The sequence below is a fragment of the Pseudogemmobacter sp. TB195 genome (genome assembly GCF_058313095.1).
In genome coordinates, this window is sequence record NZ_JBZEGG010000011.1 from 98769 (window position 1) to 122944 (window position 24176).

Here is a 24176-nt window from a genome sequence, read left to right on the forward strand (position 1 = left end):
TCCCACAGCGGGGAGAAAGAGGATTTAACCGGTCTGGCGCGGTGTGCCAGCGGCCAGCACCCGGTCAATCGCCGCAAGGGTGCGCGCGCTGGCGCCCTGCTGCTGATCGAGGAAGGCCCGGATCTGCGCCGGATCGGTCTGGTCGGGCTGCGACAGCGCGGCGGTCAGCCTGGCCGCGCGTGCGGGGGGCGGGTCGGTCTGGTCGCCCAGACTGACCGCGACCCCGGCAAGGGCGGCCTCTTCGAACGGGAATTCGATGGTCCAGGTCCAGGGGCCGGTGACCACCGGCTTCATCAGCATCAGCGCCTCGGAGATATTATGTGCGCCGCGCGGGTTGAAGCCGCCGCCGACCACGACCCGGTCCGCCGGGGCGAGGCAGAAGAACATCTCGCCCAGGCTGTCGCCGAGAAGGATATCGGTGCCGCTGTAATCACCGCCGGGGAAGGAAGTAAAACCAGCAGGCCCGGGCGGCAATGCCGTGCTGCGACGGATCACCTGCAGCCTGGCCGCAGTCAGCCCGTCACAGACGGCTGAAAAGCGTTCGGGCGCGCGCGGGACATAGATGAAGAACGGGGCCGGGCGGGAGGCGCTGCGCGCCGCATCCCGCAGGCGAAGGATAACTTCGGTGTAAAGCGGCTCTTCGACCTCGACGCCGCTGGCGATGGTGATGATTTCGCGCCCCTGGCCGATGGCTGCGCGGATGGCGCTTGCGGTTTCATCAATGCCGGGCGGCAGCGGCTGATCGAACCGCAGCTCGCCGGTGACGGTGATATTGTCGAGGCCGATGCTTTCAAACCGCGATTTTTGCAGGTCGGATTTCACGAAAGCCCCGGCAAAGCCCCGGATCACTCTTTGCCGCAGCCTCAGCCCCTTGCTGTCACGCGCCAGCGAGGGCGAGGGATATTGCGCATTGCACATGAACAAAGGCACGCCCGCGCGCCGCGCTGCAAAGATCATCGCGGGCCAGATCTCGATCTCCAGGGTCAGCCCGATCCGGGGGCGGCAGGCCCGGAAAAACCGGCGCCAGCACCAGAACATATCCAGCGGCACCCAGACCGCCGCGAGCTGACCCGAGGCGATCTCGGGCGCGAAAAGCCGGGCGGATTCGCGTCTTCCGGCAGGGGTGAAATGGGTCAGAACGACCCGGTCTCCGCGCGCAAGGCACAGGCGGATCAGCGCGGTGGCCGAGCGCGTCTCGCCAAGGCTTACGGCATGAAACCAGATCGCGCCCTGCGGCAGCGGACGGGAATAGATGCCGAAGCGCTCGGCCAGGTGGCGGGTGTAATCGGGATCGCGGCGCCCGCGCCGCCAGAGATAGACCAGCAAAAGCGGCAGAAGCGGAATCCACAAAATCCGCCAGAGGATCAGGAAGAGATGCAGGATCATGTTCGGTCTCCGATCAGGGCGACCAGATCGGCGGCGAGCGGCTGCAGCGCGGCGCGGGCCTCGCTGACAAGGGTTTCCGCCTTTGCGGCGGCGTCCGTCAGGGGCGCGGCCAGGGCGGCGCTCAGGGCATCCGGATCGGGCGGCATTTCGGTGGCAAGGCCGGCGGCGTGAAGCCCGGCATAGTCATGGGCGAAATTCGCCACATTCGGCCCGTGGATCACGGGCAGGCCAAGGCAGACCGCCTCCCACGGATTATGACCGCCGGTCTCGCCCATCGCCCCGCCGATAAAGGCGCGGGTGGCGAGGCGATACCAGAGGCCCAGCTCGCCGAAGGTGTCGGCAAGCCAGACCTGGGTGGCGGGTCTGGGCGTCTCGCCCAGGCTGCGCCGCGCATGGCTGAGATGCGCCGCGTCAAGCGCGGCGGCGATCTCATCCGCGCGGGCGGGCAGGCGTGGCGCGAGGATCAGCAGCGCCGCAGGATCCTGCGCGGCGATGTCGCGGAAGGCGGGGATCAGCACCGCCTCATCGGCGGGATGGGTCGAGGCGGCGATGATGATGCGACGCCCCGCGAGCGAAGCCTGCAGCGCAGTCAGCGCGCCCCTGTCGACGCCCAGCGGTTCGGCGGCGGGTTTCAGCGAATGGCCTTCGCGTACAAGGGTCGCACCCAGCTTGCGCAGGTTCGCGGCGCTGCGGGCATCCTGTGCCTCGATCAGGGCGAAACGCGCCATGACATCGCGGTAGAGCCCGCGCAGGCGGCGGCGTTTTTTCAGGCTGCCGTCATTCATCCGCGCATTGACCCAGGCCAGCGGAATGCCACGCCGGGCGGTGTCACAGATGAGGCCGGGCCAGAGATCCTGTTCCGACCATACCGACAGCGCCGGCTGCCAGTGATCCAGAAACCGCGCGCCGAAATCCGGCCCGTCCAGCGGCAGGAACTGATGCACCGCGCCTTCGGGAAGGTTCTGCCCGATCACCCCCGCCGAAGACCGCGCGGTCGAGGTGATCAGAAACCGCAGATCCGGCGCCAGGCCCCGCATCTGCGCGATGAGCGGGCGCAACGCCATCACCTCGCCAAGCCCGACCGCATGCAGCCACACAAGGCGGCCCGGCGGGCGGGGCAGGGTGGCTTCGCCCAGTTTCTCGCCCATCCGCTGCGGATCCTCGCGCCCCTGCGCCAGGCGCTTGCGCAGGACCCGGCGCATCAGGGGCTGCAAAAGCGGCCTGAGCCAGAGCCAGAGCCGGAGTTGCCAGCCGTCAGCCTTTGGGCTCTGGTCATTCACGAAGGGCATCAGGCGGGGTCCGGGCTCAGGTCGGGGGCAGGTGAGAGCCACGGCATCGGCTCAGGTCTGGCCCATAGCTTTGGCATAACGCCACCGCCAGTGCCAGCAATCCGCAGCATCGGCCTCAAAGCCCCCATACTGCTCTTGCGGAAAGGTCTTTCGCACTGGCAGAATAACAGCGCTTGAAACCGGACCATGTTCGGCATACAATTGCATACAATGAGCTCGCCGCCGCCTGCCAGAGTTTCTGCGAGAACTTCTGAGAGACCGGTGTTCCAGCTTGTCGCACCATGGAATCGCAGGGATCGTCATGAGCTTGTACACAGACTACCTAACCGAGATCGAAACCCGTAAGACCCAGGGGCTGCACCCCAAGCCCATCGATGATGGCGCGCTGGTGGCCGAGCTGATCACCCAGATCGAAGTGCCGGGCAATCCGTATCGGGACGATTCCCTGAAATTTTTCATCTATAATACGCTTCCCGGCACCACGAGCGCGGCAGGCGTCAAGGCGGCTTTCCTGAAGAAGATCGTGACCGGTGCGACGGTCGTTCCCGAAATCACCCCCGATTTTGCACTGGAGCTGTTGTCGCATATGAAGGGCGGACCCTCGGTCGAGGTGCTGCTGGATGTGGCGCTTGGGACGGACGCCGCCATTGCCGCGAAAGCAGGCGAGGTGTTGAAGACCCAGGTCTTCCTTTATGACGCCGATATGTTCCGCCTGCGCGATGCCTATAAGGCGGGCAATCCGGTCGCGAAGTCGGTGCTGGAAAGCTATGCCCAGGCCGAATTCTTCACCAAACTGCCGCCGGTCGAAGATGAGATCAAGGTTGTCACCTTCATCGCCGCCGAAGGCGATATTTCGACTGACCTCTTGTCCCCCGGCAACCAGGCGCATTCGCGGTCTGACCGCGAATTGCATGGTCAGTGCATGATCACGCCGGCCGCCCAGGCCGAGATCGTCGCGCTGCAGAAGGCGCATCCCGATGCCCGCGTGATGATGATCGCGGAAAAAGGCACCATGGGCGTGGGGTCTTCCCGGATGTCGGGCGTGAACAATGTGGCGCTCTGGACCGGCAAACAGTCGAGCCCCTATGTGCCCTTCGTCAATTTCGCGCCCGTGGTGGCCGGCACCAATGGCATCTCGCCGATTTTCGCGACCACGGTCGATGTGACCGGCGGCATCGGGATCAACCTCAAGAACTGGGTCAAAAAGACCGATGAGGATGGCAAGCCGATCCTGAACAATGACGGCAACCCGATCCTCGAACAGAGATATTCGGTCGAGACCGGCACGGTTCTGACCATCGATGTCAGGAACCGCAAACTGAAATCGGCTTCGGGCGATGAACTGGTCGATGTGGCAGGGTCTTTCACCCCGCAAAAGATGGAATTCATGAAGGCGGGGTCGTCCTACGCCATCGTCTTCGGCAAGAAACTGCAGACATTCGCCGCCCAGACCCTCGGCGTCGAGGCGGTGCCGGTCTTTGCTCCGAATAAAGAGATCAGCGTTGAGGGCCAGGGCCTGACTGCGGTTGAAAAGATCTTCAATCGCAATGCGGTCGGCGTCAGCCCGGGCAAGATCCTGCATGCCGGATCTGACGTGCGGGTGAAGGTGAATATCGTAGGCTCCCAGGACACGACCGGCCTGATGACCGCGCAGGAGCTTGAGGCGATGGCGGCGACCGTCATTTCGCCGCTGGTCGATGGCGCCTATCAGTCAGGCTGCCATACGGCATCGGTCTGGGATAAAAAGGCCCAGGAGAACATTCCGAAGCTCATGAAATTCATGAACAATTTCGGGGTGATCACCGCGCGCGACCCGAAGGGCGTCTATCACGCGATGACGGACGTTATTCATAAGGTGCTGAACGACATCACCGTGGATGACTGGGCAATCATCATCGGTGGCGACAGCCATACCCGGATGTCGAAAGGCGTGGCCTTTGGCGCAGACAGCGGCACCGTGGCGCTGGCGCTGGCGACCGGCGAGGCGACGATGCCGATCCCGCAATCGGTGAAAGTCACTTTCAGGGGCAAGATGAAGCCCTGGATGGATTTCCGCGATGTGGTTCATGCGACCCAGGCCCAGATGCTGAAACAGCATGGCGACAACGTCTTCCAGGGCCGTATCATCGAAGTTCATATCGGGACGCTGCTGGCGGACCAGGCCTTCACCTTCACCGACTGGACGGCCGAGATGAAGGCCAAGGCCTCGATCTGTATCTCGGAAGACGAGACGCTGATCGAAAGCCTGGAGATCGCGAAATCGCGCATCCAGATCATGATCGACAAGGGTATGGACAATGCGGCGCAGGTGCTGGCCGGTCTGATCGCCAGGGCCGATGCGCGGATCTTCGAGATCCGTTCGGGCGAGAAGCCCGCACTGACGCCGGATGACAACGCGAAATACTTCGGCGAAGTTCTGGTCGATCTCGACATCATCGACGAGCCGATGATCGCCGACCCCGATGTCAACAATGCCGATGTCTCGCGCCGCTATACCCATGACACCATCCGGCCCGTTTCTTACTATGGCGGCACGAAGAAGGTGGATCTGGGCTTTGTGGGCTCGTGCATGGTGCATAAGGGCGATATGAAGATCGTCGCCCAGATGTTGAAAAATGTCGAGAAAGCAAAGGGTAAGGTGGAGTTTAAAGCGCCTCTGGTCGTCGCGGCCCCCACCTATAACATCATCGATGAGCTGAAGGCCGAGGGCGATTGGGAGATCCTCCAGCGCTATTCCGGTTTTGAGTTCGACGACCTGCTGCCGAAGACGAAAAACCGCACCGAGTATGAGAATATCCTCTATCTCGAACGCCCGGGCTGCAACCTTTGCATGGGGAACCAGGAAAAGGCCGAGAAGGGCGATACTGTGCTGGCGACCTCGACACGCCTCTTCCAGGGCCGTGTGGTCGAAGACAGCGCCGAGAAAAAAGGCGAGAGCCTGCTGGCCTCGACCCCGGTTGTGGTCCTGTCGGCGATCCTTGGGCGCACCCCTTCGGCCGAGGAATATAAGCAGGCGGTGGAAGGCATAGACCTGACCCGTTTCGCGCCACCGCTGGAAAAGCCGGGCCTCGCACGGTCGGTCCATTTCTGAGCGGAACTCAGGTCCGCTGAGACAGGAAAGGGCAGTGCCGGTCGCCGGTGATGCCCTTTTCCTTTGGCCCGGCTCCAGGCATCGGCGAAAATCACCTGGTCGAGCGGGCCGTTGCGCATGTCAAATCGCGCGGCCTCGCCCGCGAGGCGCGGCGGCGGGGCAAATGCGACATCCGGGTCGTGTGCTTGCCTGATCTCGCCGGTACAGACTTGCGCGGGCAACTGTCATCCGGAAATGTGTCTGCGCCCTGGATCAGCGGGATACCCCGGACCGCCGATCGCCAAAACCGCGAAAGGATGCGGCGCTTTGGTCAGGAGGCGGGCACCGCGCCGCCAAGATAGGCCTCGCGGATATCCTCGCGGCTGGCCAGATCGGCAGCAAGGCCGGAGATGGTCGAACGCCCGTTCTCAATCACCACCGCATGCAGCGCGTGTTTCAGCGCGACCGAGGAGTTTTGTTCCGCCACGAGGATCGTCAGCCCGGTCTCGCGGTTCAGCCGCGACAGCGTCGCGAAAATCTCGGCCACCACCAGCGGCGCAAGCCCCATCGAAGGCTCATCAAGCAGGAAAACCGTCGGGCGCGCCATCAGCCCGCGTCCGATGGCGGCCATCTGCTGCTCGCCGCCCGAGGTGAGGCCGGCGCGGGAAAGCCGGCGCTCTTTCAGGCGCGGGAAGAAGTCATAAACCTGATCAAGGCCCTGGCGGATCGCAGGCTGGCGCAGACCGGCGCCGATGCCGCCGGTGATCAGGTTTTCCTCGATGGTCAGCGATTTGAACAGCCGCCGCCCCTCCAGCACCGGAACGAGGCCCTTGCGGATATGGTCATCGGGGCTTTTGCGGGTCACATCCTCGCCCCGGAAGGTGATATGCCCGCCGGTGATGCGGCCGCGTTCGGCCGGTAAAAGATTCGATGCCGCTTTCAGCAGCGTCGTCTTGCCCGCGCCATTCGCACCCAGGAGCGCCGCGATCTCGCCCTGGCGGACCGTCAGGCTGACCCCGCTCAGCGCAGTGATCGAACCGGAATAGCGCACCGACACATCGTCGAATTGCAGGATAACGTCAGACATGGCGGCACCTTTCAGGAAAGGCGGCCCCGGCTATCCGGGGCCGCCATGGGATCAGTTCGGGCCGATAACCGTGTCAACATCGGCCTCGGTGCGGATCGTCAGACCCTTCTCTTTGGCATAGGCTTCGGAAGACGCCTCGATGATCGGGCGCAGCAAGGCCCAGTCCGGCGCGATCCAGTCCGAGACCACGTTCCATTTCTTGCCATCCCATTGCTGGAAGGTGACGTAGCCTTCGCCCTCGTGATTGTCCCAGGTGACGTTGATCGAATGGAACAGCCCTTCGGCACCCAGTTCCTTCACCCGTTCCGGGGACAGCTGCAAATGTTCAAAGCCCCAGCGGACCTCGTCACCGGTCAGGGTGCGGTTGCCGAATTTGGCCTGGGCGATGCGGATCGCCTCGACATTCAGGATGCCGTTGACGATGCCGAGATTGTGGTAGACCGAGCCGATCCGCGCCTTGTCCGACAGGTTGCCCTGGCCTTTGTCATAGACCCCGGCGATCACCTCTTTCAGCACCGGATAGTCCTGGCCCGAGGCCTGGGTGGTGATGGCAGTATAGCCAATCGCGGCCTCACCGGCCGGAAGTACGTCTTCCTCGGAATTCGACCAGACATTGCCGATAATCTTATCGGCGGGGAAGCCGTTCCGCTGCGCAGTGGTCAGCGCCACCGGGTTCATCACCCCCCAGCCGCGCAGCACGACGTAATCCGGGCGTTCACGGCGGATCTGCAGCCATTGCGCCTGTTGCTCGGATCCCGGATGCGGCACCTCGATCTGGATCAGCTGAAAGCCGTATTTCTCGGCCAGGAGCTCATAGATCGGGATGGTTTCCTTGCCATAGGGCGAGCCGTGATAAAGGACGACGATCTTCTTGCCCTTCAGTGCCTCTGCCCCGCCTTCCTTTGCGGCGATGTAATTGATGATCCCCGAGCTTTCCGACCAGGGGTTCAGCAAAAGCGGGAAGACGTAAGGAAAGACGCGGCCATCGGTGGTATCGGTGCGGCCATGGTTCACCGTCAGGAGCGGCACCTTGTCTTCGGTCACGCCGTCGATCATGGCGTAGGCGATGCCCACCGAAAGCGGGTTCCAGGCGGCGATGCCGGGGGTGGATTTCAGGCGCTGATAGACCTCGACACCCTTTTCGACCTCATATTCGGTCTCGCCCTCGGCCCAGGTCAGTTTCACACCATTCACGCCGCCGTCGCGGTCATTGATCAGGGTCAGATAGTCGATGAAGCCACCGAAAAACCCGGTGCCACCGGCGGCATAGGGGCCGACGCGGTAGGATTGCAGCGGGAAGAACTGTTCATCCGCATGGGCGGGGGCGATAGCGCCTGTCAGGATGGTTGCGGCCAGAAGGGCAGGCGCGAGTCGACGGAAAAAGGACATGTTTGCTCCGGTTTGAAAGGGGGGGGCGCGCGGCTCAGGTGCGGCCCAGCAGGGTTCTGACGCGGGCGGTGACCCGGTCGAGAATGGAGGAGAGCCCGTTCGGCTCGAGGATCAGGAAGGTGATGATCGTTGCACCAAGGAGGATACGCTGCGTCAGCTGGACCGAGCCGGCATCCAGCCCGCCGTCAAAGATCCAGGCCGAGCCGCGTGAGAGCAGCAGCGGAAAGACCACGATCAGCCCGGCGCCAAGGAAAGCGCCGCGAATGGTTGCCAGCCCGCCAATGATCGCGATGAACAGGATCTGGAAGGATCGGTCGAGGTTGAACCCTTCGGGTTCGATGGTCCGCAGATAGGTGAAGGACCACAAGACGCCCGCGACGCCGATGATCGCCGATGACAGCGCGAAGGCGGCGAGTTTGGTGCGCAGAACCGGGACGCCGATGACCTTCGCGGCGGTCTCATTGTCGCGCACAGCGATCAGGTTGATGCGGGCCGGGCCGTTCACCATGCGATGGACGAAGATGGTGATGAGGGTGACAGTGGTCAGCGCCAGCAGGTAGCGGCTTTCGCGGCTGTCAAATGTGATGCCGGCAAAGCCCAGAACCGGCGCCGAGATCACGCCTGAGGCGCTGTAATTCGAGAACCAGCCGAATTTGTTCAGGAGCCACTGGAGGAAGAACTGTGCCGCCAGAGTCGAGACCGCGAGGTAAAAGCCCTTAAGCCTCAGGGATGGCAGGCCGAAGATTACCCCCACCGCCGCCGCCGTGGTCGCGGCAAAGAGGAAGGTCAGCGGCAAAGGCAGGCCAAGCCGCAGCTGGATGTTGAACGCGGCATAGGCACCGACCGCCATGAAGGCAGCTGACCCCAGCGAGACCTGACCCGCATAGCCCGTAAGCAGATTAAGCCCCAGCCCCGCCAGCGAGAGCGCCAGAAACGGCAACAGGATCGCCTCAATCGTCCAGGACGAGGCGAAGGCCGGCACGCCAAAGAATGCCAGGGCCAGAAGGGCCAGGATCGCCAGTCTCTGTCCGGTGAAAAGGGGGCGCGCGGGCGCCTCAACCGCAAGCGACATGGCTCAGAACCTCTCGGTGATCTTGCGGCCGAAGAGGCCCTGCGGCCGGATCAGCAGCACCGCAAGCGCCACGACATAGGCGAACCAGCCCTCGATCCCGCCGCCGACATAGGGGCCGAGATAGACCTCGGCGAGTTTCTCGGAAGCGCCGATGATCAGCCCGGCGACAATCGCACCGGGGACCGAGTCGAACCCGCCCAGCACCAGCACCGGCAGCGCTTTCAGCACGACGAGCGACAGCGAGAACTGCACCCCGAGCCGCGCGCCCCAGAGAAGGCCCGCGACCAGCGCAACCACGCCGGCCGCGGTCCAGACCGCTGCCTGGATACGGTTCAGTTTCAGCCCGATGGCGATGGCGGCGAAAGTGTCATCGGCCACGGCGCGGAAAGACAGCCCGGTGCGGGTGAAGCGGAAAAAGCTCGTCAGCACCAGGACCAGCGCCAGCGCAATAGCCGCCGCCACCAGGTCGAAATTCGAGATGAAGATGCCGCCGATCTCGAAGGGCGCGTTCGAGATGCCAAGATCCAGCGCATGGACCTGGGTGCCCCAGATCAGCTGTGCGCCGCCTTCGATCACCCAGGCCAGGCCCAGTGTCGCCATGAAGAGCGTCATCGGCGAGCGATTGGCCAGCGGGCGCAGCACCGCGCGCTCAATCGCCAGCCCCAGCAGCCCCATGATCAAAAGCGTGATCACGAGGGCAAGGGCAAAGGGCACCCCACGCTCCACCAGGCTCACGAATGTCAGCGCCGCGAACAGCACCATCGCCCCTTGCGCGAAATTCAGCACGCCCGAGGTTTTGTAGATCAGCACGAAACCGATGGCGACAAGGCTGTACATCACCCCCGACAACAGCCCGCCCACCGCAACCTCGATCACGAAGAGAAATTCATACCAGTCCATCACGCGGCCCCCGCCAGTGGTGCGGCATCGCTGCCGAGATAGGCCCGGATCACCTCGGGGTCGCGGCGCACCTCATCGGGGCTGCCATCTGCGATCACCTCGCCATGGTCGAGCACGACGATACGGTCGGAAAGCCCCATCACGACACCGATGTCATGTTCGATCAGGATCACCGACAGGCCAAGCCGGTCGCGGATGGCGCGGATATGGGCCGCCATCGCGGCTTTCTCGGTGCCGGTCAGCCCGGCCATCGGCTCGTCCAGCAGCAAAAGCTGCGGATTTGCGATCATGGCGCGGGCCAGTTCGACCTGTTTTTGCAACCCGAAGGGCAGGGTTGAAACCAGGCGCGGCAGATGTGCCTCAAGCCCCAGGAATGCCGCGATCTCGCGCACCCGGATCGCAGTCTCCCGCCCCTCGCGCCGTGAGGCCGGAAGAAAGGGCAGCCAGGCAAAGGCGGGCCTGCGGAACACAAGGCCGGAGGCGATGTTTTCGGCCACGCTCAGCCCCGGAAACAGCGCAAGATTCTGGAAGGTCCGCGCCACCCCTAGGCCAGGGAGGCGCCCGGGCGGCACATGGGCAAAGCTTTCGCCGCCAAGCGCGATCCGGCCAGTGTCGGCGCGGTATAGCCCGCTGATCACATTGACCAGCGAGGATTTCCCCGCCCCGTTCGGCCCGATCACCGCCCGGATCTCGCCGGGGCGAACATCAAAGGACACGTCTTTCAGCGCGCGGATACCGCCAAAGGCCAGCGAGATGCCGCTGAGCTGCAAGGCAGGCGCGGCGCTGGCCGTGACCGGCGTCACGGGGGCGATCCGGGACGCAAAGCTGCGCCGCTCCGGCTGGAGGGCCGGCTCGCTCAGGGCAAGGCCTGTCATTTCTGTCTCCGGAGGGAAGGGCGCCGCGTTATTCGGCGGCGAGGGTTTGTTTTTTGCGGGCTTCGATGGCGCGGACGCGGGGGAGGACGTGTTTTCCGAAATACTCAACCTCTTCCTGGAAATGCAGGAAGCCGAGGAGGATGAGGTCGGCGCCGGCCTCTTTCAGGCCGGTGATGCGTTCGGCGACCTGGTCGGGCGTGCCGATCAGGTTCGAGCGGAAACCGTCATTATATTGCACGAGATCCTCGAGTGAGGATTTCGCCCAGTTGCCCTCGCCCTCGGGGCTGGCGCGGCCGGCATTGACCACCTGCCCGGCAAAGCCCTGGACGGCTTCGGGATTGGCCTTCGCGATGATCTCGCGCAGCACCGCCTGCGCCTCGGCTTCGGTCTCGCGCACGATGGCGAAGGCGTTGATGCCGACCTTCACCTTATGTCCGTTCGCCGCCGCCTTCGCGCGGATATCCTCGACCTGGGCGCCGAGCCCTTCCGGCGTATTGCCATTGGTGAAATACCAGTCCGAGACCCGGGCCGCCATGTCGCGCGCCGCCCGTGACGAGCCGCCCTGGAAGATTTCCGGTTGCGGATCAACGGGTTTGGGCTTCAGGCTATAATCGTTGAAGCGGTAGAAATCGCCCCGGAAGGTGAAGCTTTCCTCAGACCAGATGCCGCGCAGCGCCCGGATGAATTCTTCGGACCGGCGGTAGCGCTCGTCATGATCCAGCCAATGCTCGCCGATCGCCGCGAATTCGCCCCGGAACCAGCCCGAGACCACATTGACCGCGATCCGCCCGCCCGAGAGATGGCTGATCGTGGCGATTTGTTTCGCCGCCAGCGCCGGGTTCCAGGGGCCGGGCAAAAGCGCCGCGATCACCTTCAGCCGTTCGGTATGGGCCAGCAGATCCTGGCTGAACGAGACGGATTCATGTTGGTTTTCAGCGCCGTAACCCGCGGTAAAGCGGATCTGGCTCAGCGCATAGTCAAAGCCCGCTGCTTCGGCGATCTGCGCCAGTTTGCGGTTATAGTCCGGCGTCCAGCTGGTGCGCTGTTCGATATCCGAGATCACGAGGCCGCCCGAGACATTGGGCACCCAATAGGCGAATTTGACGGGATCGGAGGTCATGTGCAGCCCCTGTGAAACGGGTTATCCAGCGAAACGGGTTATTCGGCGAGACGGGTTTTTCGGCGGCGGCTTATTCTGCCGCAGCACGGATCCGCGCGGCGCCGGGGAAAATCGTGGCGAATTCGTCAATGGCCCGGGCGAGCCGGTTCAGCGCCGGGTCCGATACCAGCCGCCCCTCGCTGAAATCGCGGTCCGAGACATGCACGGCGGTCGAGAGCACGCGGGCCTCGAAAAAGGCGAACAGCGGCCGCAGCTGATGTTCCACCGCCAGCGCATGTTTCTCGCCCCCGCCGGTCGCGGCGATCAGCACCGGCTTACGCAGCAGCGCGGAAGGGTCGATCAGGTCGATCAGATGTTTGAAAAGCCCGGGATAAGAGCCCTTATAGATCGGCGTCGCGACGATCAGCGCATCGGCATTCAAAAGCGTATCGAGATTGTGCCGCGCCTTCGGGCTGAGGTCATCGGCGCGCCGCGCCCGGCCCAGATCCTCGCCGAAATCGGCGATGTCGAACAGGGTCGTGCGCGCATGCAACCCGGCCCCGGCCAGATCCAGCGCTTGCCCGACCAGCGCACGCGTTTTCGACGGCGCGGTGATATTCCCCGCAAGACCCACGATATGAAGTTCGGACATACGGCTTTCCTCAATCCCGACAAGTGCCGTCGTGATAAAGCCCGAACACCGCACCACGCCATTCCAAATTCAGACAAACCGCAGTGGATTTCTTTCGCCAGGGGCCAGGGGCAGTGTGCCGGATTTCAGACCATATGGTCAAAAACAGTCGGTTCCTTCCTCGCCCCGGCAGGAAGCGGAGGTTGTTCTGCTCTGCTCCTCTGACCCCGGGGCGAAATCATATTGCGCGGCGGCGGGGATTTTTATTCGCAGCTTGCGCGGCGCAGGGGTGAAAAAATCGCTTGCAGCTATGCCCTGACCCGGCTCTGTCATGGGCCGTGACCGCAAGAACAAGACGACCCTCCTTTAAGAAGGACTGACCGATGGACCGCAACAGCCCGAAAATCCTCGTGGCCGACCTTGTCGGCCTGGCGTTTGATGCGGGCGGGGCGCCCGATGCGTCAGGGTTTCGCGCCCATGTCGAAAGCCGGGGCGGGCGGTTTCACATCGGTTCGGCGCGCGGGGCCCAGGCCGATGAGGGGCGGGCGACGTTTTTCTACATGCCGCATCTCTCGACCCGGGATGAGCTGATCGCCGAGGCCGGTGACGGGCTTTATGATGCGGTGATCGCCGCGGCGACCTTCCTGCCGGCCGAGACGCGCTTTGACCTTGGTGGCGTCAGGATCGGCACCGGAACCGGCAATATGGGGTCGGCAAGCTGGGGCGGCGGCGACGGGATCGGCGGCGTTGCGCCTTTGATGAACACGCCCGGGATCAATGCCCGCGCCACCGCGCAGATGGTGATGAAGGCGCTGCTTGGTCAGCGCCCCGATCTGCCGGTCGGGGCATTGCATGACCTTGTGGTGGCAGGCCGGTTCGATACCGGGCGCGACCTCCTGCGCTATCCGACGCGCAAACTCGAGGGCCAGCGCCTCGCGGTGATCGGCTATGGCAATATCGGGCGCGAAGTGGCGCTGCTGGCCCGCGCCTTCGGCATGGAGGTGGTGATCCATGCCCGTCCGCGCCACCGGATCTGGATCGAAAGCGAGGGGTTCCGCTATGCCGCCACCCCGCAGGAGGCCGCGCGCGGGGCGGATGCTCTGTCGGTCCATCTCGGCCTTGGGCCGAAAGGGCCTGACGGGTTCGCCAATGCCGGGCTGATCAATGAGGCGGTGCTGGCGGCGCTGGCACCAGGGGCGGTCCTTTTGAACTATGACCGGGGTGAGCTGGTCGATATCGCGGCGCTGGAAAGCGCGCTGAGCGCGGGGCAGGTCGGGTTCGCGGCGATTGATGCGGATCTCTTCGTTGATTCGGCGGGCGCGCTTTCGGGCCCGATGGCGCCCTATCTCGGTCTTGTGGAGCGGCATGGCACGAAGCTCTCGCTCTTGCCGCATGCGGCGGCGGATACCGACCACCCGACCCGGGTTGCGGGTGCGATCCAGGCGGCGGATCAGCTGCTTGACGCGATTTCAACCGGGGTGGTGCGCAATCTGAAGGGCGATCTGCCGGAAGGCTACAGCGATGGCGGCCCGCTGACCCCTGCGGGGCTGGGGGGCGTAACGCCGCAGGATCTGGCGCGGTTTGCGGGAGGCGGGCTTCCGGCTGCGGCGCGGGCATTGGCCGATGCCTTTGCGGGGGCGGAAGCCGGCACACTGTCGGGCGAGGCTCTGATGCTGGCCGCGAACCAGCTGACGAGGCTGATGCGTGAGGAGGGGCTGGCCGGCCCATGGAAGGGCTGAGGGCGCGGGTAAATCCCTGGAGAAACCGTTGTGAGACGCCGCGTCACAGCCTATATTGAGCGCACGCATATCAGGGATCCCGCCATGTCAGTCCAGTCTTACAACCTTTCGATCACTTCGGCGAAGATCGGGACGGCGGCCGATGGCGCCCGCGAATTGCGGGTCCGTTACACCGGCAATGGCAGCGGCGAAGTGGTGCAGCCGCTTGACGCCACCGATTTCGACGCGCTGCTCGCGGGATGTGAACAGGTGGCGCGGCGCATCTTCCAGCAGGAATTCCGCCTTAACAGCGCGGTGGAACTGTCCTTCGCGCTGGAGGATCGCAATGAGCTGAAGCTCTGGCACACAAAGCCCGGCCTTTTCATCAAATGTCCGCTGACCATGCATATGGAATGGTCCTGCCCGCATCTGAGCCAGGCCTATAAGACGATGACCACGCTGGGTGTGGTGGAACTGCCCTCGGAAGTTGCGCTGGACGGCAATGCGATCGGCGCCGATGAGACGGTCAAGGTAATCATGGATTCTATGGCGGGCGGGGTCGAATTCATGGGCGGCGTCATGTTGATGCGCAATCTGATCGACCATGACAGCGAAGCGGGCCGCATGCGCGCGGCCGCTGGCGGCTGAGCCGCTCCATTCCCGCCCTGAGCCCCGCAGAAACCGCCGCCAGCTGCGACAAATCGCGTCGCGTCAATCTGGCTGTTTGAGAATGATTCCAGTTGCCAGCGCAGCTTTGCCAGCCTATCGGAAGCCCCATGAGACAGCCTGACGCCAGCACTCCCCTTCGTATCGGCACGCGCGGATCGCCACTGGCGCTGGTACAGGCGTTCCAGACCCGGGACTGGCTGCGGGCGCAGTACGATCTGCCGGTCGAGGCTTTCGAGATTGTGGTGATCAAGACCACGGCTGACCGGGTGCTCGACAAGCTCCTGAAAGAGATCGGCGGCAAGGGGCTTTTCACCAAAGAACTGGAAGAGGCTCTGCTGGATGGCCGCATCGACCTTGCGGTTCATTGCGTGAAGGATATGGCGGTGGCCGAGCCCGAAGGGCTGGTCTCGGATATTTTCCTGCCGCGCGAAGACCCGCGTGATGTGCTGATATCGCATAAGTATCGCAGCCTGGAGGAATTGCCTCTGGGCGCCTCGGTCGGTACATCCAGTATGCGGCGCGGCGCGCAGACATTGTTCGCGCGCCCCGATCTGCGCATCGTGAATTTCCGGGGCAATGTGCAGTCGCGGCTTTCCAAACTTGAGCAGGGCCTTGCGGATTGCACCTTCCTCGCACTGGCGGGACTGAACCGGCTTGGAATGTCCGCTGAAAGCTGGACGGTGATCGGGACGGAAGAGATGCTGCCCGCCATCGGCCAGGGCGCGCTGTCGGTCCAGCGCCGCAAGGGCGATCTCTGGGTGCGCGATCTGCTGATGCCGCTGCATGATCCGGTCTGCGAGCGCGAAATGGCCTGCGAGCGCAGCTTTCTCGGGACGCTTGAAGGGAATTGCCAGACCCCGATCGCGGGCCTCGCACGGCTGCGCGATGACGTGATCCATTTCCGAGGCGAGATCCTGCGCACCAATGGCGCCGAGCGCATGACGGTCGAGGGCAGCTGCCCCGCCGCAGAGGCCGCAGCGCTTGGCGCGCGCCTGGCGCGCGATCTGCTGAGTCGCGCGGGCCCGGGCTTTTTCGACTGGAAACGTCCCTGCGGCTGAGGCCGCGCCCTCTTTTGCACATCCTGCTTTGATGGGCCGCGAAGATGCGGCTTAGCGCGGCCCTAATCAGGGCTGCAAGAAACGCTCATAGGCAAATCAGGTTTTTCAGCGGCATCATTTCCTCAGGCGACCGGCCGATCCGGCGGTCACCCTCTGTCACTTTCCGCGTGAGGAAGCCGAAATGTCCGCCGAAACGTCTGTCGAAAAAGTCGATACTCTCGTGATCGGGGCCGGCCAGGCCGGCGTCGCGATGAGCGAGCATCTGGGCCGGCGCGGCCTGTCGCATCTGGTGGTGGAAAAGAACCGCATCGCGGAAAGCTGGCGCACGGCGCGGTGGGATTCGCTGGTGGCCAATGGCCCGGTCTGGCATGACCGCTTTCCGACGCTGACCTTCGAGGAGCTTGACCCCGACGCTTTTGCCCATCACGACCGGGTTGCGGCCTATTTCGAGGCCTGCGTGGCGCAAAACAACTCGCCGGTGCGCTGCGGTGTGACAGTCACTTCGGTTCAGCCGCTTGACGCGGGGTTCCGGGTCGAGACCTCCGAAGGCGTGATCGAGGCGCAGAATGTTGTGGCGGCCACCGGCGCGTTCCAGAAACCGGTGATCCCGCCGGTGGTGCCTGCAAGCGCCGGCCTGCATCAGCTGCATTCGCATGGTTATAAGAACCCCGATCAGCTGCCCGAAGGCGGTGTGCTTGTGGTCGGCGCCGGGTCTTCGGGGGTGCAGATCGCCGATGAGCTGCGGCGCGCGGGCCGCAAAGTCTGGCTCTCGGTCGGGGCGCATGACCGCCCGCCACGGCGCTATCGCGGCAAGGATTTCGTCTGGTGGCTGGGGGCGCTTGGCATCTGGGACACCACCACGCCCACGCCCGGCACCGAACATGTGACCATCGCCGTGAGCGGCGCGCGCGGCGGCCAGACCGTCGATTTCCGCCGCCTCGCGAATGAGGGCATGGGGCTTGTTGGCATGACCGTGCGCTATGAGAACGGCGTGATGCATTTCGCGCCCGATCTCGCGAAGAATGTGGCGCAGGGCGATGCGAATTACCTCGGTCTTTTGCAGCAGGCCGATGCCCATGTGGCGCGCCAGGGTCTCGACCTGCCTGAGGAACCAGAGGCGCATCTGATCGGCGCGGATCCTGGCTGCCTCACCGATCCGGTGCTGGCGCTGGATCTGGCGAAAGAGGGCATCACCACGATCCTCTGGGCGACCGGCTATGCGCTGGATTTCAGCTGGATCAAGGCCGACATCTTCGATGAACGCGGCCGCCCCTCGCATTCAGGCGGCGTCTCGGCGGTGCCGGGGCTTTACTTCCTCGGTCTGCCCTGGCTGTCGATGCGCGGCTCCTCCTTCATCTGGGGGGTCTGGCATGATGCCGACCGGCTTGCCGGCCATATCGCGGCAGAGCGGGCGGTTCCGGCCTGAGCCCGGGCATGTTGTGATATCTCCCCGGGCGGGTCGTCGCCCGGGACTGACCCCGCTTGCCGGAGCCGCAATGACCGTCCGCATCGAACAGGATCTGCTTGGCCCGCGTGAGGTGCCCGGCGCGGCCTATTGGGGCATCCACACCCTGCGGGCGCGCGAGAATTTCGCGATCTCGGGCCGGGTGATCGGTGAAGAGGGCGATCTGATCCATGCGCTGGCCGCGATCAAACTGGCGGCGGCCGAGGCCAATCGCGATCTCGGCCTGCTGGAGGCAAGCCGCGCTGCGGCGATCATTGCCGCCTGCCGTGAGATCATGGCGGGCGCGCTGCACGACCAGTACGTGGTCGATCAGATCCAGGGCGGTGCCGGCACATCGACCAATATGAATGCGAATGAGGTCATCGCCAATCGCGCGCTGGAGCTGATGGGCCGCGCGAAAGGCGATTACGCGCATCTGCACCCGAATGAGCATGTCAATCTGGGCCAAAGTACCAATGACGTCTATCCAACCGCGCTGCGGCTGGCGACCTGGACGGCGATTGGCCGGCTTCTGATCGCGATGGCGGATCTGCGGCAGGCTTTCGCGGCCAAGGCGGCGGAGTTCAGCGATGTCCTGAAGATGGGCCGTACCCAGCTGCAGGAAGCGGTCCCTATGACCCTGGGTCAGGAATTCGGCGCCTTCGCCACCATGCTCGGCGAAGACGAGGCGCGCCTTTCCGAGGCCCGCGCGCTGTTATGCGAGATCAACCTTGGCGCGACGGCCATCGGCACCGGCCTGACCGCGCATCCCGGTTACGCCGCCCTGGCCCGCGCCCGTCTTGAGGCGCTGACCGGCATTCCGCTGATCACAGCGCCGGACCTGATCGAGGCGACCCAGGATTGCGGCGTCTTTGTCCAGGTCTCGGGTGTATTGAAGCGGGTGGCGGTCAAGCTTTCGAAAACCTGCAACGATCTCAGGTTGTTATCCTCGGGCCCCCGCGCCGGCTTCAGCGAGATCAACCTGCCCGCACGCCAGGCCGGGTCTTCAATCATGCCGGGCAAGGTCAATCCGGTGATCCCCGAAGTGGTGAACCAGATCGCTTTCGAGGTGATCGGCAATGACATCACCATCACCATGGCCGCCGAAGCCGGGCAATTGCAGCTGAACGCCTTTGAGCCGGTGATCGCCTGTACCATCTCGCGCTCGATCCGCCATCTGACGGCGGGGTGTGAGACCCTGCGGACGCATTGTATCAGCGGCATTACCGCCAATCATGAGGTGCTGGCACGCGCGGTGACGCATTCCATCGGCATCGTCACCGCGCTGAACCCCTATATCGGCTATGAGAACGCGACCGATCTGGCGCGTGAGGCCTTTGCCTCGGGCCGGGGCGTCTGCGAGCTGGTGCTGGAGCGCGGGCTTTTGCCCGAGGCGCTGCTGACCGCGATCCTCAGCCCGGAAAGCCTGACCCGTCCGACCCTGCCGCCAGGGCCGCGGTGAGGGGGATGAGGCCGCCCATGTGCCATATCCGGGTGCCGGAGCGATGATCTCTGGCGGGCATCCTGTTGCAAATTCGTCCGCCGGCGCCGTGCAAGTCTCGCGGTCGGGCCAGGGTCTGGTCTATGCTCTGCCCGCAACAGGGGATCGGAAAGGGGCAGGGATGGCGCTCAGGTTCACGCTCAGACAGCTGGAATATCTGGTGGCGGTGGGGGATTACGGCTCGGTCACCGAGGCGGCAGAGCGGGTGAATGTCTCGGCGCCCTCGGTTTCCGCGGCGATATCGCAGCTGGAACGCGAATTCCGCATCACGCTTTTCGTGCGACGCCATGCGCATGGATTGTCGCTGACCCAGGCCGGGCGCAGCTTTGTCGAACAGGCGCGCCGCATCCTGACCGAGGCGGCTGCGCTGAATGCGCTGTCGAATGAGGTCACGGGGCAGGTGCGGGGGCCTTTGCATGTCGCCTGCCTGATGACCTTTGCACAGGTCGTGATCCCCGCGTTGCGCCGCACCTTCTGCGAAAGCTATCCCGAGGTGGAATTCGCGCAGAACGAGCTGGATCATGCGGGTATCATCGAAGGCCTGCGGCTCGCGCGCTTTGACCTCGCGCTGAGCTATGACCTTGATATCCCGTCCGATATGGAATTCCACGAGCTTGGCGCCCTGCCGCCCCATGCCGTCCTGCATGTGGGCCACCCGCTGGCGGGCCAGGACAGTGTCAGCCTTGATGAACTGGCAGAACATCCGATGATCCTGCTCGATCTGCCCTATAGCGCGAGCTATTTCATATCGCTCTTCCGCGAGGCCGGTTGCAGCCCCAATATCGTCGAGCGCACCCGCGACATCTGGGTGATGCGCGCCCTGGTGGCCAATCGCTTCGGCTATTCCATCGCAAATATCCGGCCCGCGATTGATCTGGCGCTGGATGGCGGGCGGCTGATCGACATCCCGCTGAGCGGCAATCCGCGCCCGATGCGGCTGGGGATCATCACCATGCGCGACGCGGCGAAATCGCTGACCGTGCGCCGTTTCATCGAATTTTGCAGCGAGAAGCTGAAGGAAGGGGTGCATCCCGGAATTCGCCGCCTCTCGGTGCCGCCCGAGAACTGACAGGAGCAAGACCATGACCCTTCCCGCCACCTCTGCCGAATGGCGCACCCGCGCAGACAGCCTGCGCTTTCGCAACCAGCTTTATATCGACGGGGCGTTCCGGGATGCGCAGGCGGGGGGGCGGTTTGCCACGGTGAACCCCGCGAATGCCTCGGTGCTGACCGAAGTGTCGCGCGGCATGGCGGCGGATATTGATCTGGCGGTGGCGGCGGCGCGGCGGGCCTTTGACGACGGGCGCTGGTCGCGCCAGACGCCATCGGCGCGCAAAGAAGTGCTCTTGAAGCTTGCGGGCCTGATCCGCGAGAATGTCGCGGAGCTCGCGCTGCTGGAAACGCTGGATATGGGCAAGCCCATCGGTGACAGCTCGACCATCGACGCGCCCGGATCGGCGCATTTCTTCCAGTGGCATGCCGAGGCCATCGACAAGCTTTACGACGAGGTCGCGCCCACCGGGGGCCGCGATCTGGCGCTGATCCGGCGCGCGCCCCTGGGCGTGATCGGGGCGGTGGTGCCGTGGAATTTCCCGCTCGACATGGCGACCTGGAAACTGGCGCCCGCGCTGGCGATGGGGAATTCGGTGGTGCTGAAACCGGCGGAGCAATCGCCTTTGTCGGCTTTGTTCCTTGCCGAGCTTGCCTCTGAGGCCGGGCTGCCTGACGGGGTGCTGAATGTGGTCCCGGGCTATGGTGCCGAAGCAGGCCAGGCACTTGGGCTGCACGGCGATGTTGATGCGCTGGTTTTCACCGGATCGACCGCCACCGGCAAGCGGTTCATGAACTATGCCGCCCAAAGCAATATGAAACAGGTCTGGCTGGAAACCGGAGGCAAATCCCCGAACCTGATCTTTGCCGATGCCGATCTGGATCAGGCCGCAACCATGGCGGCCTTCGGCATCCTGTTCAATTCGGGCGAGGTCTGTTCTGCCAATTCCCGCATCCTGGTCGCGCGCGAAGTGCAGGAGGAATTCACTGAAAAGCTGATCGCGGCCACCGCCGCCTGGCCTCTGGGAGACCCGCTGGATCTGGCCACCCGCATGGGGCCGCTTGTCGAGAAAGCCCATGCCGACAAGGTCGCGCAATATATCGATATCGGCAAGGCCGAGGCGCGGCTGGTGCATGGCGGCCACCGAGAGACCCGTGACGGATCGGATTGTTATATCGGCGCCACGATCTTTGCCGATGTCGCGCCAGAGGCCCGGATCGCGAAAGAAGAGGTTTTCGGCCCGGTCCTGGCCGTGACACCCTTCGACAGCGAGGATGAGGCGCTGAAGATCGCCAATGACAGCGAATATGGCCTCGCCGCCTCGGTCTGGACCCGGGATCTGAGCCGGGCCCTGTCGGTGTCGGACCGCCTCCATGCCGGGACGGTTTCGGTCAATACGGTGGATGCGCTTTCGGCAATGACACCCTTTGGCGGTATGAAACAATCGGGATACGGCCGCGATCTGTCCCTGCACAGCTTTGACAAATATTCGGCGCTGAAAACAATCTGGATCAAATACTAAGCAGCTAAGCCTCTTTTTCGGGCGCAGGCCGGGAAGCCTGGGTCCGGCCCGTTCCCCCGTCGCATCCCGGCTTGCGGCGGGGCAGAACCGCATGCGCGGCTGAAACGTCGCAACCCTGCGAATAGTTGTTTCTTTTCTTATAATTGGTATTGTTTTCCGCTGTCTTGAACCGCGCTATGCCCAGGCATCCCGTCCAGGTGAGGTGCTGATTAGGCGCAGTCTAAGCAAGGCTTCCGAAACCCATCATTTACCAGACCAGGCCCCGGCAATCCTATGGGGCAGATCCCGCTTTTTCCCCTGACCTTGCATCAAGGATGTCCCCAGATGCGCGACCCGAAATATGATATCCTGTTCGAGCCACTGGCCATTGGCCCGCTTGTGGCGAAGAACCGCTTTTACCAGGTGCCGCATTGCAATGGGGGCGGCTACCGCGATCCATCTGCTGCTGCTGCCATGCGTGGCATCAAGGCGGAAGGCGGCTGGGGGGTCATTTTCACCGAACAGACCGAGATGCATCACAGTTCGGAAATCACACCTTTCATCGAGTTAAGGCTTTGGGAAGACAAAGACATTCCGGGGCTTCGCCGGATGTCGGATGCGATGAAGACCCATGGCGCGCTGGCGGGGATCCAGCTGGCCTATTCCGGGATCAATGGCCCTAATTTCTACACCAAAGAGGTGCCGCTGGCGCCCTCGGCCCTGCCGATCCGCACCTTCACGAATGACCCGGTCTCGGCGCGCGCTTTGTCGAAATCCGACATCACCGATCTCAGGCGCTGGTTCGTCAATGCCGCGAAACGTTCGAAACTGGCCGGGTTCGACCTGATCTGCCTTTACGGCGCGCATGGCTTCGGCATTTTCCAGCATTTCCTGTCGCGCGCCACCAATCAGCGCAGCGACGAATATGGCGGCAGCCTGGAAAACCGCTCGCGCTTTGCCCGCGAAGTGGTCGCGGATATCCGCGATGCCGTGGGTGATACGATGGCGATCACCATGCGCGTCAGCCTGGACGAAAATATCGGCAATCTTGGCTTTTCCAATGCTGAGGTGCGCGAATTCGTCGAACTGAACGGCGATCTTCCCGATCTCTGGGATCTGGCCCAGGGCGCATGGGAGGATTGTTCCGGCCCCTCGCGCTTCAAAGAGGAAGCGGCGCAGGAAGTGCTGGTTTCGGGCATCCGTGAGCTGTCATCGAAACCCGTGGTAGGTGTGGGCCGCTTCACCTCGCCCGATGTGATGGCGCGGATGATCCGCCAGGGCGTGCTGGATTTCATCGGCTGCGCGCGGCCCTCGATTGCCGATCCGTTCATCCCGAAAAAGATCGACGAGGGGCGGGTCGAGGATATCCGCGAATGTATCGGCTGCAATATCTGCATCACCGGCGATATGACGATGTCGATCTCACGCTGCACTCAGAATCCGACCTTCATGGAGGAATGGCGCAAGGGCTGGCATCCCGAAAAGATGAACGCCAAAGGCGACAGCTCGACCGTGCTGATCGTCGGCTCCGGCCCTGCCGGGCTGGAGGCCGCCCGCGCGTTGTCCCTGCGGGGCTATGACGTGGCCATGGCCGAGGCGACCACGACCCTTGGCGGACGTGTCGCGCGGGAACGCCTGCTGCCCGGGCTTTCCGCCTGGGGTCGCGTGGTCGATTACCGGCAATACCAGATCAGCCAGCGCCCGAATGTCGAGACCTATTTCGACAGCCGTCTGGGCGCGGCCGAGATCCTTGAATTCGGCTTCCAGAACATCTGTATCGCGACAGGGGCACATTGGCGGGCCGATGGTGTCGCGCGTCAGCATGTGGTGCCGATGGCGATTGATGCGGCCATGCCCGTCTGGACACCTGATGATGTGATGGCGGGGAAACATCCCGCCGATCTGAGCGGCAGGACGGTCGTCGTTTATGATGACGACCATTATTACATGGGCGGCGTCATGGCCGAGGTCATGGCGAAGGCCGGTGCGAAGGTGATCCTCGTGACCCCCTCGGCCTATGTGTCGGACTGGACGCGCAACACGCTGGAACAAGGGGCGATCCATCTGCGGCTCGCGGATCTGGGCGTCGACATTCGCCTAAATACCGGCATGACGGCAGTGCGGGCGGGCGCGGTCGAGGTGAATTGCACCTATACCGACCGCCGCCAGGAACTCACGGCGGATGCCCTGGTGATGGTAGCCTCCCGCCTTGGCGATGATGCGCTTTACAACGATCTTATGGCGCGTGAGGCCGAATGGGCCGATGCCGGCATCCGCTCGGTCAAACTGATCGGCGACGCGGCGGCACCTGCGCCCATCGCCTGGGCGACCTATGCCGGCCACCGCTATGCCCGCGAGCTCGACACCCCCGATATTGGCGACGCGCTGCCGTTCCGCCGCGAAGTTACCGAACTCGAACCGCTCTGAAGGAATGGT

At 63.9% G+C, this 24176-nt stretch carries 18 protein-coding genes; 9 read left to right on the forward strand and 9 right to left on the reverse strand.

Annotation, left to right across the window (positions count from 1 at the left end):
- Positions 1 to 24: 24 nt before the first annotated feature.
- Positions 25 to 1386 carry a 3-deoxy-D-manno-octulosonic acid transferase gene (locus tag AC4FS3_RS12905; protein ID WP_491020906.1) on the reverse strand — a complete coding sequence of 454 codons (1362 nt, stop codon included), beginning with the start codon at positions 1384 to 1386 and terminating at the stop codon, positions 25 to 27.
- Positions 1383 to 2675 (reverse strand): 3-deoxy-D-manno-octulosonic acid transferase, encoded by a 1293-nt coding sequence (locus AC4FS3_RS12910; RefSeq protein ID WP_491020907.1) that lies wholly within the window; start codon positions 2673 to 2675, stop codon positions 1383 to 1385. The genes AC4FS3_RS12905 and AC4FS3_RS12910 overlap by 4 nt, the downstream gene beginning before the upstream one ends.
- Before the next feature lie 301 nt (positions 2676 to 2976).
- Between AC4FS3_RS12910 and AC4FS3_RS12915 the strand changes: the two genes are divergently transcribed.
- The gene (locus AC4FS3_RS12915; protein WP_491020908.1) at positions 2977 to 5766 is read left to right on the forward strand and encodes a bifunctional aconitate hydratase 2/2-methylisocitrate dehydratase; all 2790 of its coding nucleotides are present in this window, start codon (positions 2977 to 2979) and stop codon (positions 5764 to 5766) included.
- A 310-nt stretch (positions 5767 to 6076) separates the two neighbouring features.
- Here AC4FS3_RS12915 and AC4FS3_RS12920 read toward each other — a convergent pair whose 3' ends face one another.
- The 7 genes from AC4FS3_RS12920 to AC4FS3_RS12950 form a co-directional block, all read right to left on the reverse strand.
- Entirely contained in the window at positions 6077 to 6832 is a 756-nt protein-coding gene (locus AC4FS3_RS12920) for an ABC transporter ATP-binding protein (RefSeq protein ID WP_491020909.1), read from the reverse strand.
- A gap of 51 nt (positions 6833 to 6883) precedes the next feature.
- Positions 6884 to 8221 carry an ABC transporter substrate-binding protein gene (locus AC4FS3_RS12925; RefSeq protein ID WP_491020910.1) on the reverse strand — a complete coding sequence of 446 codons (1338 nt, stop codon included), beginning with the start codon at positions 8219 to 8221 and terminating at the stop codon, positions 6884 to 6886.
- 34 nt (positions 8222 to 8255) lie between these two features.
- A complete protein-coding gene (locus AC4FS3_RS12930) occupies positions 8256 to 9293 on the reverse strand; it encodes a branched-chain amino acid ABC transporter permease (protein WP_491020911.1) in 1038 nt (345 codons plus the stop codon).
- Positions 9294 to 9296: 3 nt separating this feature from the next.
- Positions 9297 to 10193: a branched-chain amino acid ABC transporter permease gene (locus AC4FS3_RS12935; RefSeq protein WP_491020912.1), complete on the reverse strand. Its 897-nt coding sequence runs from the start codon at positions 10191 to 10193 to the stop codon at positions 9297 to 9299.
- On the reverse strand, positions 10193 to 11068 hold the full coding sequence (locus tag AC4FS3_RS12940) for an ABC transporter ATP-binding protein (protein ID WP_491020913.1): 876 nt from the start codon (positions 11066 to 11068) through the stop codon (positions 10193 to 10195). Before AC4FS3_RS12940 ends, AC4FS3_RS12935 begins: the two co-directional genes overlap by 1 nt.
- Positions 11069 to 11096: 28 nt before the next feature.
- Entirely contained in the window at positions 11097 to 12188 is a 1092-nt protein-coding gene (sfnG, locus tag AC4FS3_RS12945) for a dimethylsulfone monooxygenase SfnG (RefSeq protein ID WP_491020914.1), read from the reverse strand.
- A gap of 70 nt (positions 12189 to 12258) precedes the next feature.
- On the reverse strand, positions 12259 to 12819 hold the full coding sequence (locus tag AC4FS3_RS12950) for an NAD(P)H-dependent oxidoreductase (protein ID WP_491020915.1): 561 nt from the start codon (positions 12817 to 12819) through the stop codon (positions 12259 to 12261).
- A 362-nt stretch (positions 12820 to 13181) separates the two neighbouring features.
- On the opposite strand from AC4FS3_RS12950, the gene AC4FS3_RS12955 reads away from it, so the two are divergent.
- The 8 genes from AC4FS3_RS12955 to AC4FS3_RS12990 all read left to right on the forward strand — a co-directional run bounded on the left by AC4FS3_RS12955 (position 13182) and on the right by AC4FS3_RS12990 (position 24167).
- Positions 13182 to 14537: an NAD(P)-dependent oxidoreductase gene (locus tag AC4FS3_RS12955; RefSeq protein ID WP_491020916.1), complete on the forward strand. Its 1356-nt coding sequence runs from the start codon at positions 13182 to 13184 to the stop codon at positions 14535 to 14537.
- An 84-nt stretch (positions 14538 to 14621) separates the two neighbouring features.
- Positions 14622 to 15164, forward strand: a complete 543-nt coding sequence (locus AC4FS3_RS12960) for a hypothetical protein (protein ID WP_491020917.1) — start codon at positions 14622 to 14624, stop codon at positions 15162 to 15164.
- A gap of 128 nt (positions 15165 to 15292) precedes the next feature.
- Positions 15293 to 16243 carry a hydroxymethylbilane synthase gene (gene hemC / locus AC4FS3_RS12965; RefSeq protein WP_491020918.1) on the forward strand — a complete coding sequence of 317 codons (951 nt, stop codon included), beginning with the start codon at positions 15293 to 15295 and terminating at the stop codon, positions 16241 to 16243.
- 181 nt (positions 16244 to 16424) lie between these two features.
- The gene (locus AC4FS3_RS12970; protein ID WP_491020919.1) at positions 16425 to 17669 is read left to right on the forward strand and encodes a flavin-containing monooxygenase; all 1245 of its coding nucleotides are present in this window, start codon (positions 16425 to 16427) and stop codon (positions 17667 to 17669) included.
- 70 nt (positions 17670 to 17739) lie between these two features.
- Complete coding sequence (locus AC4FS3_RS12975; RefSeq protein WP_491020920.1) at positions 17740 to 19149, forward strand: aspartate ammonia-lyase; 1410 nt, start codon at positions 17740 to 17742, stop codon at positions 19147 to 19149.
- Positions 19150 to 19309: 160 nt separating this feature from the next.
- Positions 19310 to 20257 (forward strand): LysR family transcriptional regulator, encoded by a 948-nt coding sequence (locus AC4FS3_RS12980; RefSeq protein WP_491020921.1) that lies wholly within the window; start codon positions 19310 to 19312, stop codon positions 20255 to 20257.
- A gap of 13 nt (positions 20258 to 20270) precedes the next feature.
- Positions 20271 to 21761 carry an aldehyde dehydrogenase gene (locus AC4FS3_RS12985; RefSeq protein ID WP_491020922.1) on the forward strand — a complete coding sequence of 497 codons (1491 nt, stop codon included), beginning with the start codon at positions 20271 to 20273 and terminating at the stop codon, positions 21759 to 21761.
- A 324-nt stretch (positions 21762 to 22085) separates the two neighbouring features.
- Positions 22086 to 24167 carry an oxidoreductase gene (locus AC4FS3_RS12990; RefSeq protein ID WP_491020923.1) on the forward strand — a complete coding sequence of 694 codons (2082 nt, stop codon included), beginning with the start codon at positions 22086 to 22088 and terminating at the stop codon, positions 24165 to 24167.
- The last annotated feature ends 9 nt before the right edge of the window (positions 24168 to 24176 follow it).

Coding starts and splice junctions, on each gene's coding strand:
- AC4FS3_RS12960 (WP_491020917.1), top strand. CDS start 14,622: ATGTCAGTCCAGTCTTACAACCTTTCGATCACTTCGGCGAAGATCGGG.
- AC4FS3_RS12925 (WP_491020910.1), bottom strand. CDS start 8,221: ATGTCCTTTTTCCGTCGACTCGCGCCTGCCCTTCTGGCCGCAACCATC.
- AC4FS3_RS12920 (WP_491020909.1), bottom strand. CDS start 6,832: ATGTCTGACGTTATCCTGCAATTCGACGATGTGTCGGTGCGCTATTCC.
- AC4FS3_RS12975 (WP_491020920.1), top strand. CDS start 17,740: ATGACCGTCCGCATCGAACAGGATCTGCTTGGCCCGCGTGAGGTGCCC.
- AC4FS3_RS12955 (WP_491020916.1), top strand. CDS start 13,182: ATGGACCGCAACAGCCCGAAAATCCTCGTGGCCGACCTTGTCGGCCTG.
- AC4FS3_RS12985 (WP_491020922.1), top strand. CDS start 20,271: ATGACCCTTCCCGCCACCTCTGCCGAATGGCGCACCCGCGCAGACAGC.
- AC4FS3_RS12930 (WP_491020911.1), bottom strand. CDS start 9,293: ATGTCGCTTGCGGTTGAGGCGCCCGCGCGCCCCCTTTTCACCGGACAG.
- AC4FS3_RS12950 (WP_491020915.1), bottom strand. CDS start 12,819: ATGTCCGAACTTCATATCGTGGGTCTTGCGGGGAATATCACCGCGCCG.
- AC4FS3_RS12970 (WP_491020919.1), top strand. CDS start 16,425: ATGTCCGCCGAAACGTCTGTCGAAAAAGTCGATACTCTCGTGATCGGG.
- AC4FS3_RS12910 (WP_491020907.1), bottom strand. CDS start 2,675: ATGCCCTTCGTGAATGACCAGAGCCCAAAGGCTGACGGCTGGCAACTC.
- hemC (WP_491020918.1), top strand. CDS start 15,293: ATGAGACAGCCTGACGCCAGCACTCCCCTTCGTATCGGCACGCGCGGA.
- AC4FS3_RS12940 (WP_491020913.1), bottom strand. CDS start 11,068: ATGACAGGCCTTGCCCTGAGCGAGCCGGCCCTCCAGCCGGAGCGGCGC.
- AC4FS3_RS12990 (WP_491020923.1), top strand. CDS start 22,086: ATGCGCGACCCGAAATATGATATCCTGTTCGAGCCACTGGCCATTGGC.
- sfnG (WP_491020914.1), bottom strand. CDS start 12,188: ATGACCTCCGATCCCGTCAAATTCGCCTATTGGGTGCCCAATGTCTCG.
- AC4FS3_RS12905 (WP_491020906.1), bottom strand. CDS start 1,386: ATGATCCTGCATCTCTTCCTGATCCTCTGGCGGATTTTGTGGATTCCG.
- AC4FS3_RS12980 (WP_491020921.1), top strand. CDS start 19,310: ATGGCGCTCAGGTTCACGCTCAGACAGCTGGAATATCTGGTGGCGGTG.
- AC4FS3_RS12915 (WP_491020908.1), top strand. CDS start 2,977: ATGAGCTTGTACACAGACTACCTAACCGAGATCGAAACCCGTAAGACC.
- AC4FS3_RS12935 (WP_491020912.1), bottom strand. CDS start 10,193: ATGGACTGGTATGAATTTCTCTTCGTGATCGAGGTTGCGGTGGGCGGG.